The sequence below is a fragment of the Serratia ureilytica genome, from assembly GCF_013375155.1.
Classification (GTDB): domain Bacteria; phylum Pseudomonadota; class Gammaproteobacteria; order Enterobacterales; family Enterobacteriaceae; genus Serratia; species Serratia ureilytica.
On sequence record NZ_JABXOF010000015.1, the window covers coordinates 21839 to 34761 of the forward strand.

The following is a 12923-nucleotide window of genomic DNA, read 5'->3' on the forward strand; positions in this document are numbered from 1 at the left end:
AAATTATCAAAATTCCATAAAGAGTTATCCGCTGACCTCCCGCCCCATCTATCGCACCCTGAGAGCACCCTAAATCATCAAGGAGTGCTTGTGTATGCCTATCCCCGTTGTTCGTGGCCTCAGCGCCGGCTGCTTGCTGGGCCTGACTTTGCTGACCGCACTGCCTGCCTTTGCTGCTGAAAAAGATGAGCTGGCCTCTGCCCAGCGGATGCTGATTCAGGTGCAGGTAGCACTTGAACGTGCGCGTGTTGCCGCCGTTCAGGCGGACCCGTCGGAGCGCGGTCGTTTCTTCTTCGACTATGCCCGCGCTACCGCCGATCTCAAGACCATCAATGCCGGCATTGACCGCTATCTGGAACCCTCGCGTGCCCAACCACGTGATGGCAGTGCGGTGGCCGGCAACTACCGTCGGGAGCGCCCCTGATGGCCATGACCGGTGCTCAGGAGCAGGCCTTCAAGGCGGCCAGCGGCGGTGTTGAAGTCAATATTTTGTCGCTGATTTGCATCGGTGGGTTACTGGCGGTGCTGTTTGTCTGGGCGGCCTGGGCACTGACCGATATCTGGAAGGGATGGAGCAACGAAAAGCTTCGCAACTCAGCGATGGTTCAGTTTGCCGTCAGGCTCGTGTTGTTGCTGCTCGTTGTTACCTGGATGTTTGCCAGCTGACCCCGCTGAGACGCTGGACCGTTTTTCACGTTATTAATTTCACTCTGCAAAAAGGAATGCTTTATGAATGCTGTAGTTCGTCTTTTCCGTCATTTTTCTGCGCGTGTCGCGGTAGCGACTTCTCTAGCTTATGCCGCCAGTCAACCGGCGCAGGCTGCATTGCCGAGCGTTGAGCCGCCGTCTTCCGGAGGTGGCGGTGGACTGATGGATACCCTCAAAGGTTACATTCAGGACGGCATCGTCATCCTGGGGCTGGTCGCAGCCGCCGTGGCGTTTCTTGTGGTAGCAAACTCTGCAATCTCCACCTTCCATGAGGTGCGCGAAGGTAAATCCAACTGGGGTAAGTTCGGCGCCATTATCGTGGTCGGTATTGTGCTGCTGGTTGCGGTTATCTGGCTGGTCGGCAAGTCCGCCGAAATCCTGTTCTAAGGTGACCCGCCATGCAGACTATCCGATTTTTACCTGACCGCCTCAATGCCGAGCCTGTCGTCTTCCGGGGTTTCACCACCCCGGAGATGGGGTTGGCGGCGTTGGCGGGCGTAGGGCTGGGTCTGCTCGTGTCGTTGCCGTTTCTTCCTCTTGCCGGCTGGGTTGTGATACCCACCGGCATGCTGGTGACACCGCTTCTCGTCATCTGGTTTGGGGGCAGCCGGCTGACGCGCCTTAAGCGCGGTAAACCGGAGAATTATATCTGGCAGCGTCTCGAGGCGCGTAAACGTCGCATGGGGTGGGGGGATCCCACCCTGATTATCGACAAACAGGGCTGGTCGTTGCGTCGCAGCCGCGTTGTTAAGAGGTCCACATGAGCCGTTTCAGACATGCGGTTAAAAACCGCGATCAGCATATTCTCACGTTGCGTGTTGCCTGTGGCGTGCTGGTCGTTTTCCTTCTGGTAGCCAGCATCGGCTGGATGCGGGCGCCAGACAATTTGACCATCCATAACCCGCCAGACCTGCGCAGCGGCTCTACCCGCGCCTGGTGGGAGGTACCACCGTCCACGGTCTACAGCTTCGGTTTTTATATCTTCCAGCAACTCAATGCCTGGCCTAAGAACGGTGATGTCGATTACCCGGCCAAAATTGCCGCGCTGTCTCCTTATCTGACCGACTCCTGCGCACGTTTCCTGAAGGCGGACGCCAAAAAGCGTAGCGAAAGCGGTGAACTTGCCGGCAGGACGCGCGTGGTATTCGAAATCCCTGAGCATGGTTACAACGGCCGTTATAACCAGAGCCCGGTGACGGTCAAAGGCCGTGATAACTGGGTGGTACGCCTTGATCTGGTGGCGGACGAGTCCTTTGCCGGCGAACCGGTGAAACGCGCACTGACACGTTACCCGCTGAAAGTGGTGCGCGCAGAAGGGGATCCGGAACGTAATGAGTTTGGTCTGGCACTGGATTGTTACGACAGCATGCCACAGCGTCTTGCTGCGGCGCCGGCGGAACCCGCGCCTGAGAAAAAAGGAGTATTCCAATGATGAAAGCACGTGTTCTGGCGCTTTCCCTGAGTGTACTTCCCCTGGCGGCGACGTTTATCGTGCCGGTTACGCAGGCGGAAGAGCTGATGAAATGGGAGCGTATCCCGTTGCAAATCCCGCTGGCCGTCGGCAAGGAGCGGGTGTTGTTTGCCGATAAAAATGTCCGCGTCGGCTTCCCGCCGGCGCTGAACGGTAAGCTGCGAGTGCAAAGCAGTGGCGGTGCGGTTTATCTGAAAGCGGATGCCGCTTTCCCGCCAACGCGTCTGCAGCTGCAGGACGTGGAAAACGGGGAGGTTATTCTCCTTGATGTGACGGCATCGGACAAAGGCTCGGCCGAACCGGTGCGTATTGTCTACAGCGGTGACGTGACCTCAGTTAGCAGCAGTGACGCGTCAGCTGCTTCAGGGGGAAACAACGCGGCGCCTGGGGCGGATAACGGTACCCAGGCGAAGCGTAAAAAAGTCAAATACAACGCGCCGCTGCCGGTTGTCCTGACGCGTTACGCAGCACAAAGCCTGTACGGCCCGGTGCGTACGGTTGAAGCGGTGCCCGGCATTCATCCGGTCAACCCGCACCTGCCGAAACGTATCACCACACTGTACCCGTCAGAGCCGGTGACCATCACGCCGCTGGGCGGCTGGGGTGTTGGCAGCCGCAACGTGGTAGCGCTGAAGGTGCAAAACACCGCCAGCCGCAAAATCACGCTCGATCCCCGGGTACTGCAGGGGCATTTTGTGACGGCGACGTTCCAGCACCGCTATCTTGGCCCGGTGGGGACTCCGGAAGACACCACCACGCTGTACCTGGTTACCGCCGGTCGCCCGGACGGGGCGTTTGTCGCGGAACCATCGGCGGTTCGCAAAGCCGTAAAAGCGGTGAAGAAGGGGGCAAACCATGACTGAGGTGAAATCCAACATGCTGCCGAAGGTCATTGTGTTCGGCGTGCTGGCCACCGCGATCATCGTCGGGCTTAAGGCCTGCAGCGGCGGTAAAGCACAGGAGGAGACTCAGCAGGCGCATAACGTGCTGGCCAGCATGTCGCCGGAAGAGCTGCGGGCGCTGGGTGTAGAGGGGGATACTCCAGAAGATACGCTGCGTACCCTGGTGGGCACCCTACGTACTACCCGAACCCAGCAGGCCGAGTTGCAGAAAAACATTGATAAAGTGCTGAAAGAAAACGAAGAACTTCGCAAGCGCAATACCAATGTGTCCGGTCAGGTCAATGAGGCCGTGGCCGGCTTCCAAAAACAAGCACAGCAGCGCCAGCAGCAGCTTCAGCAAGAGCAGCAAACGCTGATGGGAAAAATCCAGACGCTGACCGAGCAGTTGAGTGCGAACAAGGACAAGGCAAAAAGCGACAGTGATATTCCGCTGGGGCTGGGACTGGATGGCTTGGGTGCCGGGGACGGTGGGGCCGCTCCTGGTCAGGATGGCTTGATGTGGGTCGGTCCGAAAGACATGAAAGAACCCGACCCGCGTAATCCGAACAGCGTCAAAGACGGCCCGCAGTTCCCGACGTCGTTCCTGTCGGACAATGCGATCACACGCCAAAAAGCTGCCTATGAGCAGCAGGTTAAAGGACATACCAATGAAAAAGGGGCGGAGGAGAACGCCGAGCCGGTGTTTACCCTGCCTGAGAATTCCACCCTGGTGGGCAGCCGCGCCATGACGGCGCTGCTGGGCCGCGTGCCGATCAACGGCACGGTGACTGACCCGTACCCGTTCAAGCTGATGATTGGCAAAGACAACCTGACGGCGAACGGCATCGAGTTGCCGGACGTCGAGGGTGCGATTGTCTCGGGGACCGCCAGCGGGGACTGGACGTTGTCGTGCGTGCGCGGCCAGGTCAACAGCATCACCTTCGTGTTTGCGGACGGGACGGTCCGCACCCTGCCAAAACCCAACACCAACATGAATGCCAACGGCAGTAACAATAATGCCGGCAGTAATGCGAAGGAGGTCAGCACCACCGCCGGCATCGGCTGGATCTCCGATGACAACGGTATCCCGTGCATCGGTGGAGAGCGTAAGTCCAATGCCTCGACCTATCTGCCGACGATCGCCGCCTTGTCGGCCGCCAGCGCCGCCGGGGAAGGGATCAGTCAGGGGCAATACACCACGCAAAACAATGTGAATGGCATCACCTCGACCATGACCGGTAATGCCGGCCAGGCCGTGCTAGGCAAGGCGCTGTCAGGCGGGATGAAAGAGACCGCCGACTGGGTGCGTGAGCGCTACGGCATGATGTTCGACGCCGTGTACGTTCCGCCGGGCCAGAAGCTGGCCGTGCACATTACTCGCCAGCTGGCGATCGACTTTGAGACCAAAGGGCGCAAGGTGCGTTACGACGACTTCAGCCTGCCTGGCGAAGACGGCAACACCGGCGGGCTGGATTAACGCGTCATTCGGAGGAGAAAAGGCATGCTGTGGCGTCAATGCGAAAGGATGAATCGCCCACAGGGTTGGGCGCTGGTTTTGCTGTCCTGCTGCGCGTTTTGGCTGGGTGTGCTGCTCCTGCTGTGTTTGCTTATAAGAGAATGATAATCATGCGGAAAAATCTGTTTAATCGAGTTATGGCGATCACTGTCATTGTCAGCGTCATGGCGTTGGCCGGCTGTTCGACGTCGAAAGAGGAAATGCTGCCGCCAGGCGACAGCTCGATGCTGGAATTGTGGCAGGGTGAAGACGGTGGCGGTTCAGCGCGTAATGCGGTGGCGGCACGCGACAGCCTGCGCCGGCCGCTCACCGAGAACGAAAGCCAGGCAACAGCCGCAAGCGATCGCAGCTACAGCCGCACGCAGGAAAGCGAAATCAGCCAGCAGTTCCCGCGCCTGCCGAATCCCGACCTTGTGATGTACGTGTTCCCGCACCTGGCGGATGGCAACGCGCCGGTGCCGGGCTACAGCACCGTGTTCCCGTTCTACAGTCAGGTGCAGTATGCGATGCCGGGTGAACGGACGGAGGCCTACTGATGCGATTTTCCCTGTTTGATAAAAAGCGCCTGATGCGCAAAAAGCCGGCAGTGCCGGCAACGGATGTCCAGGACACGGTGATCGCAACTGAGGACGGTGTGCCGCTGTCTGTCGACGGGCGAGAGCCGTTACGGCGCCCGGGCAAGATGACGGTAAAGGATGAGAAGCAGGTGTATCACGCCAATCCGTCCATCGTTGATTACCTACCCTGGGCGGAGTTTCTCGACCGTGAGCAGTGTATTTTGCTCGATGACGGGGTGTCCGTCGGGGCCGTTTTTGATATCACACCGGTGGCCACCGAGGGACGCACAGACGATCGCCTGGAGCAGATGCGCGATACGGTGGAGGATGCCCTGCAGGACTCCTTTGACGAACATGATGAAAACCCCTGGGTCGTGCAGTTCTTTTGCCAGGACGAGAACAACGTCGATGCGTACCTTGACCGGCTGAGAGGGTATATCAAGCCGCATGCGCAGGGTTCTCAGCTGTCTGAGTCATGGCTGAAAGAAACCGAGCGTCATCTGCGCGGGATTGCCCGTCCGGAAGGCCTGTTTAAAGATACGCTGATAACAGACCAGCCATGGCGTGGGCAGCAACGCCGGACCCGCATGGTGGTCTATCGCTGGATTGGTAAGAGCAATCATGATCCGATGCCACCGATCGCCATGCTGAATCAGACCTGTGAGCGTGTGACGGGGGCGCTGAACGGGGCCGGCGTGGTATGTGTGCGGCAAAATGGCGGCCAGGTTCACGACTGGCTGCTGCGTCATTTTAACCCCAGCCCGGAGTGGGTGGATAAAGGGGTTCTGTACCGCGATGCCGCCTATTTTGACAGCCGTGATACGCCGGAAGGCGCAATGCCGGTGCAGAATGATTTTGCCGAAACCCTGCTGTTCACCCCGCCCGTGTCCGATCCGGACCAGGGGGTGTGGTGGTTCGATAATCAGGCGCATTGCGCGATCCCGGTCGAGAAGTTGCGCCGCCCGCCAGAGCCCGGCACCATCACCGGAGAGATGAAGCGTGGCGAGAAAAAAATCAACGCGCTGATGGATATGTTTCCGGAAGGGACGATGCTGTGCATGACCATCGTGGTGCAGCCGCAGGACACGCTGGAAAACGATTTTAACAAGCTGTCGAAAAATGCCGTCGGCGAAAATACCGAGTCCGGGCGAGTACGTCAGGACGTGGCACAGGTCAAGGAATACCTGGGTAATCGTCACAAGCTGTACCGTGCCGGCATCACCTTCTTGTTGCGTGCCGGCGACCTGACCACGCTCAATCACAAGCGTGTCGAGCTCACCAACGTGTTGCTTGGTGCCGGCCTGCAGCCGGTTCGCCCGGAGTTTGATGTGGCGCCGCTCAATACCTATCTGCGCGCGCTGCCGATGTGCTTTAACCCGGAGACCGACAAGAAACACTGGAACACCCGTCTGACCTGGGTACAGCATCTGGCCGGCCTGTTACCGGTGACCGGTCGTGAAACGGGAACGGGCAATCCAGGCCTGAGTTTTTTCAACCGCGGGGGCGATATTCTGACGGTTGATCCGCTTAACAAACATGACCGCAGCCAGAATGCGCATATGCTGTATTTTGGTCCGACCGGCGCGGGGAAATCGGCGACGTTGTGTGCCACGCTGACACAAACCATGGCGGTTCATCGCCCACGTCTGTTCGTTGCCGAGGCGGGGAACTCGTTTGGGCTGCTGGCTGATTACTTTGAAAGCCAGGGGCTGACGGTCAATAAAGTCAGCATCAAACCGGGCAGTGGCGTGTCTTTGCCGCCGTTCTCTTTCGCGCATAAGCTTATCGAGGAACTGAGCTCACTGGAGCTGGATGAAAGTGAGCTGCGTGATATCGATGCGGATGACGACGATGAGGATAAACGCGATTACCTGGGGGAAATGGAGATCTCGGCGCGCATGATGGTCACCGGCGGTGACCAGAAGGAAGAAGCGGAGTTAAAACGGGCTGACCGGGCAATGATCCGTGAAGCCTTGCTGATGGCGGCGAAGAGCGCCTATGACGAGCAGCGCCAGATGCTACCGTCTGATTTGCAGAACGCCTTGTATGCGATTTCCAACGACACAGCCAACGAAAAGCGCAATCCACAGCGTCGGGCGAAAGCGGCCGAAATGGCCGAAGCGCTGGGCATGTTTACCCAGGCCGGCAGCTTCGAAGCAGAGCTGTTTAACCGAGAAGGTAGCCTGTGGCCAGAGGCGGATGTGACCCTGATTGACCTGGGGCATCTGGCGCGTGAGGGGTATGAGGCGCAGATGGCGCTGACGATGGTAAGCCTGACCAATACCATCAACAACATTGCCGAACGAGACCAGTACTCGGAACGGGATATCGTGTTCGCGGTGGATGAGGCGCACATTGTGACGGTGAACCCGCTGCTGGCACCGTACATGACCAAAATCGTCAAGATGTGGCGTAAGCTCGGGGCCTGGCTGTGGCTGGCAACACAGAACCTGAAAGACTTCCCGGACATTGCCGAGAAGATGCTGAACATGGCGGAGTGGTGGGTCTGTCTGACCATGCCGCCGGAGGAGGTCAACGACATTGCCCGCTTCAAGGCGCTGACCGAGGAGCAAAAGGCGGTGCTGCTGTCAGCCAGCAAACTTTCCGGCTGTTATACCGAAGGTGTGGTGCTGTCGAAAAAACTCGAGGCGCTGTTCCGTGCAGTACCGCCGAGCCTGTACCTGGCGCTGGGGATGACGGAGAAAGAAGAGAAGGCCGAGCGCCGTGCGCTGATGCAGGAATTTGGCTGCAGCGAGCTCGAGGCGGCGCGCAGGGTAGCGCAAAAGCTTGACCGTCTGCGCGGCCTGGCGGCTAACGGGGAGGCAGCGGTAGCATGATGACCCTGAAATACCCGGAACCGGTTGTTCGACCGCATGGCTTGGTCTGTCGTGAACCGTCGTTGTTTACCCTCCCTCCGCAGGGCGTGGCCACCTTAAGCGAAGCAGATGCGCGGCGGCTTGAGACGTTCTGTGCGGCTATCCGCGATCGACTCCTGGGGCCGGTCCAACTTACGGCCCACCCGCATCGCATCGGGAGTCGTACCAGCGTGGCGTTGCATCTCGAGGGCCGACTGGGGCGTTGCATCGATGTTCTGATCTCGGTGACCGGCAGTACGCTGTGGCCGCAGTCGGAGGAGTACGATCACCCGCGCTGGTATGTCACCGTACCGGATGCCGCGGATGTGGTGTATCTGCTGCTCCATTTAAGCGAACTGTGCGATCGATTTAGGGTCAATTAGTTAAAACAATCCCAACAAATTTTATCAATTTCATCATGATAAAATATTTCACGAAAGAGAAAGCTCAGCATAAGTGTGGGAAAACTTATGCTGAGGGATAAACGTTTATCACATCACTAACAATATCTTAGTCACTTAAGAAATCATCCATTTGTGCAAAAATAAACTGCTTTAAAAACTGATCAATGCGAATATGCAGCTTAAATAGAGGTATGGTTATGCCGTCTTGTTTTTCAAAGTAGGCCTTGGCTTTCGTTTTATCTACCGATTCTTTTAATGCGTCGAAACGACCAAAGTCGTTGAGATTCTTATCATTAACACTATCAGTCATTAATGCTATGAGTAGTTTTTTATCTAAACCAAGAGCATCAACAACAGCGTTTAATTGTGCATTTTCTGCGTTGTCTTTGTAGGCGTTGATATAGTCTCTAAAAGTATAGCCTTCAATTAATTGCGCATCACCGCGCTGCAAGTCGTGTAAGAAGAGCTTGGCGTACTTTTGCTCGCTTTGGGTGAGTGATGCAAACGACTTGTGCAGCTCATTTAATGTGATTTCAATGTTCGCAGAACCTTGATGTTTGTTCAGCTCTTTTAAGTATTTATCAAAGCGGCTATTCATGTAGTCGGCATCGATTTTTCCGGTATCTATCTCGGTTAAATAGCCACTGATATCAAAAGGCACATCGCTGCCACCTACGCCAGTACCATCACCTTTGACAACCAACTCTTTGTAACGCAGAACCAGGCTCAGATAAGTTTGTTCGTCTATGGACAGCGTTACCTCATGTTCTACATCATTTTCAGTAAATGAATAGATCGACTGCTCCCAATGCAAACCTTGTACTTTAGCCGCTTCTAGGTGGTGGCTAAAGTTGTTAAATAATTTGGCGAATTGGGCACAGGTTTCTATATCTTCTGGCAGTTTTTCAAAGTTCTCAATACCCGCACTGACAAACAGCCCGGTAATCTCTAACACTAATTCATTCATGGCGTTAAGGTTGCTTTCTAACCTATCTACAAACAAGCCGATAGGTCTGTCGCCGGAATAGAGTTTTACCGCATCATTGATATTTTTCTCCATGGTGTGTGGATAACGGTAATAACGGATGATGCCGTGGGGTTTGTCCGGACCAAACAAGCGGTTGGTACGTGAGAACGCTTGAATAATATTTTGGTATTTAATTACCTTATCTAAATACAAGGTGTTAAGCCATTTAGAGTCAAAGCCAGTGAGCATTTGATCTACAACAATCAGTAAATCTAATTGATTTGAAGGCTCGGTATGAATGCACTCATAGGGCTTTTTATGGGCAAGGCGTGCCGCTAAATCTTTTTTAAACGCCGCATGGCGGGCAAAGTCAAAATCTTGACAATAACGCGCGTTATAGTCGGTCATTATTTCGTCTAGGCCATCGCCTTTAAAGGTGGGGCCACGGTCACCACTGCCGTCGTTATCAATATTTGGGTCAAACAAAGCCGATACTTTAAGTTCAGGTTTGGCGGCTTTTAAACGGCGGTAATAGTCAATGGCTTCGGCAATGCTGTTAGTGGCCAAAATGGCATGAAATTTAGTCCCTTGACTGAGCACGTCCCATTTATGCAGAATATCTTCCACCACCTTAGTTTGGTGAGTATCGCTTAAATATTGGCTTTTAGGCACATAGTCTTCAATGCCTTTGTGGTATTTTCCTGTAGCATCTCTATGGCCAGCCATAGGTACATCATTCATAAAGTGGTTAAATTTTTTCTTTTTGACAGGATTATCCATGGCCTCGTTCACTAAACCGGCCTTGGCTTGCTCTAACGCCACCGCTTGCCTTAGGTCACTGTCTCTAAATGTTGGTACTTTGTAAGGGTCAAAACCGAGTACATTACCATCGCGTATGCCATCGGCAATGCTATAGCGGTGTAGCTCGTTGCCAAATACGGTACTGGTGGTATTGCCGTTTTTTTCGTTTTCTTCTTGAATCGGTGTCCCAGTAAAGCCAAAAAACAAGGCGCGCGGAAAGGTACGTTTAATCGTAATCAGCATATCGCCAAAGGTGGAGCGGTGCGCCTCATCGACAATAAACACCAAGCGTTTAGCGCGGATTTTTTCAATATCCGCGGTGTTTGTGGTCACGCCTTCACCATCTTCCGCTTCAAAAATATTACTCATTTTTTGAATGGAGCTAACAATTAAGGTATTGGCTGGGGCGGTGCTTTTTAGTTTGGTAATGAGTATGTGAGTATTTTCGGTGGCTTGAACGTCCTCGCCATCGCCAGCAAAATTGCGGTATTCCATGAGCGACTGGGTGCCCAGTTCAATCCTGTCCATTAAGAAAATTACTTTATCGGCATCTTTGGATTGAGCGATCAGCTGCGCCGATTTAAAGCTGGTCATGGTTTTACCCGAACCCGTGGTATGCCACACATATCCCCCGAGGCGATCGGGATTATTGGCCGCGCTACCCAGTTGCTGCCAGTTGGTTTTGGCCACTTTGTCAGATATCGCATTAGCGGCGTAATACTGATAACTGCGCATTACCTTAAGCACGCCGTCGGTATCGTCGGCGACGGTATAAAATCCGATCAATTGATGCGCCATAGGGATAGAAAGCAGGGTAGAGGCAATGTCTTTCCAGTGGTTCATGGGTTCGTTATTGAAATCGGCCCAGTTAAACTGATAGTCGGGGTTAAACTTGCCGTCTAGTCCGGGATTGGCAAAGTATTTAGTTTCATTTGGCTCCATTGCCACGAACACTTGGATAAGGGAAAACAGACCGCTAAATACGCCCTCTTTACTGTACTTTTCAATTTGGTTGACAGCCTGACTAACCGGTATGCCACTGCGCTTTAGTTCCACATGGATCACCGGCATACCGTTAATCAGTAGCAGCACATCACCGCGTCTGTCGTTACGCAAAGGGCTGCCGCGTTCAAAGTTAGGTTGCTGCACAATTTGGTAACGGCTTTGGCCAGCAGCAATTTCTTGGCGATCGTATATTTTTAAGCTGACTTCTTTACCCATATGCAAAGCATCGGCTGGGTTATCACGCTTAATTGCCACGGTTTTGCCATTAATTAAACCGTTGAGCTTGAGCGGGGTTTTAAGCTCTTTGATTTGCTCAATAATTTGCTGCATTTCAGTCGCAGTAAGCGGAACATCGTTTAAACGATCCCGCTGGCGATTGTTTTCAAACAAAATGTTTGCCCAGTTTTGCAGTAAATCGGCTTCGGTTTTGTTTTTGATTATCTCTGTTTCCCAGCCCTTGTGGGTAAGTGCCTCAATAAAGGCCTGCTCAAATTGCGCTTCGGTTTTAAAGGTGGTCATGATGGCGCTCCTTGTTAGACAAACATTTTACTTAAGCAGGCCTGCTTGATGTTATTAAGCTTGGTGATTTGTTGTTGGTATTGGTTGATCAGGCTGTCGAGTTTTTCGAAATAGTTGCCGATGGCGGTTTGTTCCTCTAAGCTAGGCATAAGAATTTTCATACGCCCGAGTTGCTTGCCTGAAATTTCTAAAAAAGTGGAGCCAGATGCATGTTTGAGCGCAAAATCTTTGATTTGCTTACCCGCTGAAAAGATAAAATAGGGTGAATAACCCTCTTTAACTATAATTGATTGAAAACCCTGATTAGTGGAGCCTGGTTTTGTAAGAATAGCCATGTCACCTATGCCCGCTCTGCTAGTAAAGAGAACCGTATTACCAGCAGGAAGTATCTTTGCTGAGCAACTTTTCAAACCTAGAGGTGTAATCTTTTTCTGACTACCTTTCGCATACACATTTTCTCCAATTTCAGTAGGTGAATACCAATCAATATCACCGTCCCAAAATTCAGAAATTGACGTGCTGGGTGTGCCTCCCCCAATAATTTCAGCGATATCAGTACCTAACATCTTCTCTTCCCACTCCCCACTAAACCCTTTAAAACGGATTTCTGGAATGGTTTTGCCTTGTTTGGGAAACATCTTTTCCAGCATGGCTTTTTTTATGCTGCTGAGTTTGCCATGCTTTTTTTTGTGTTTGTTGATCAGCACATCTAACTTTTGGAAAAATTTGCCGATGGCGGTTTGTTCTGACTCAGAAGGCGCCATATAACTATAAGTATTCAGTTCATCCCTATTTATCTTTGGCATGCCTGTGCGCGATGAAACTGAAACAGTATACTTGTAAAATTCTTTGGTATGAAGAATTGCAAATAAATAATTTTGAATCACTCCATTTTTGGCATTTAATACATATGCATCTGCACTAGCAAGTCCTTCAAAAGGTGCGATTACATACTTTGCTAGCTGAGGGTTGATCTTTCCATAAATTATATCACCATTATTAAAATGGAATTTTCCGCTTATCAAATTACTATCTTTTACTTTCAAAACATTGTTATAAAATCTTCCTGTGAAAGATTCGATATTTCCTGGGCCTACATGAAACAATTCCTCGTACTGACTGTTTCTCGGGTCTACCATGTTTGTTGAAACATCAACCGTATTGCTCCAACTGTGTTCAACCCACTCCCCACTAAACCCTTTAAACCGGATCTCTGGCACCTTGTTATCCATACTCATC

At 53.0% G+C, this 12923-nt stretch carries 12 protein-coding genes; 10 read left to right on the forward strand and 2 right to left on the reverse strand.

Annotated elements, in window-relative coordinates; translation table 11 throughout:
• Positions 1 to 94: 94 nt before the first annotated feature.
• The 10 genes from HWW83_RS23215 (at position 95) to HWW83_RS23260 (ending at position 8371) form a co-directional block, all read left to right on the forward strand.
• Positions 95 to 424 (forward strand): integrative conjugative element protein, RAQPRD family, encoded by a 330-nt coding sequence (locus HWW83_RS23215; RefSeq protein WP_176589588.1) that lies wholly within the window; start codon positions 95 to 97, stop codon positions 422 to 424.
• Entirely contained in the window at positions 424 to 666 is a 243-nt protein-coding gene (locus HWW83_RS23220) for a TIGR03758 family integrating conjugative element protein (protein WP_176589589.1), read from the forward strand. Before HWW83_RS23215 ends, HWW83_RS23220 begins: the two co-directional genes overlap by 1 nt.
• Before the next feature lie 63 nt (positions 667 to 729).
• Positions 730 to 1095: a TIGR03745 family integrating conjugative element membrane protein gene (locus tag HWW83_RS23225; protein ID WP_176589590.1), complete on the forward strand. Its 366-nt coding sequence runs from the start codon at positions 730 to 732 to the stop codon at positions 1093 to 1095.
• An 11-nt stretch (positions 1096 to 1106) separates the two neighbouring features.
• A complete protein-coding gene (locus HWW83_RS23230; RefSeq protein WP_086580534.1) occupies positions 1107 to 1472 on the forward strand; it encodes a TIGR03750 family conjugal transfer protein in 366 nt (121 codons plus the stop codon).
• Positions 1469 to 2140, forward strand: a complete 672-nt coding sequence (locus HWW83_RS23235; RefSeq protein WP_127146359.1) for a PFL_4703 family integrating conjugative element protein — start codon at positions 1469 to 1471, stop codon at positions 2138 to 2140. The genes HWW83_RS23230 and HWW83_RS23235 overlap by 4 nt, the downstream gene beginning before the upstream one ends.
• Positions 2137 to 3042, forward strand: a complete 906-nt coding sequence (locus tag HWW83_RS23240) for a TIGR03749 family integrating conjugative element protein (RefSeq protein ID WP_176589591.1) — start codon at positions 2137 to 2139, stop codon at positions 3040 to 3042. The genes HWW83_RS23235 and HWW83_RS23240 overlap by 4 nt, the downstream gene beginning before the upstream one ends.
• Entirely contained in the window at positions 3035 to 4537 is a 1503-nt protein-coding gene (locus HWW83_RS23245; RefSeq protein WP_176589592.1) for a TIGR03752 family integrating conjugative element protein, read from the forward strand. The genes HWW83_RS23240 and HWW83_RS23245 overlap by 8 nt, the downstream gene beginning before the upstream one ends.
• A gap of 149 nt (positions 4538 to 4686) precedes the next feature.
• Positions 4687 to 5112, forward strand: coding sequence for a TIGR03751 family conjugal transfer lipoprotein (locus HWW83_RS23250; RefSeq protein ID WP_176589593.1), 426 nt, complete (start codon positions 4687 to 4689; stop codon positions 5110 to 5112).
• Entirely contained in the window at positions 5112 to 7970 is a 2859-nt protein-coding gene (locus HWW83_RS23255) for a conjugative transfer ATPase (RefSeq protein ID WP_176589594.1), read from the forward strand. Before HWW83_RS23250 ends, HWW83_RS23255 begins: the two co-directional genes overlap by 1 nt.
• Complete coding sequence (locus HWW83_RS23260; RefSeq protein ID WP_176589595.1) at positions 7967 to 8371, forward strand: acetyltransferase; 405 nt, start codon at positions 7967 to 7969, stop codon at positions 8369 to 8371. The genes HWW83_RS23255 and HWW83_RS23260 overlap by 4 nt, the downstream gene beginning before the upstream one ends.
• A gap of 127 nt (positions 8372 to 8498) precedes the next feature.
• Here HWW83_RS23260 and HWW83_RS23265 read toward each other — a convergent pair whose 3' ends face one another.
• Positions 8499 to 11684: a type I restriction endonuclease subunit R gene (locus HWW83_RS23265; RefSeq protein ID WP_176589596.1), complete on the reverse strand. Its 3186-nt coding sequence runs from the start codon at positions 11682 to 11684 to the stop codon at positions 8499 to 8501.
• Between the two features lie 14 nt (positions 11685 to 11698).
• Positions 11699 to 12922 carry a restriction endonuclease subunit S gene (locus HWW83_RS23270; RefSeq protein WP_176589597.1) on the reverse strand — a complete coding sequence of 408 codons (1224 nt, stop codon included), beginning with the start codon at positions 12920 to 12922 and terminating at the stop codon, positions 11699 to 11701.
• Position 12923: the final 1 nt, after the last annotated feature.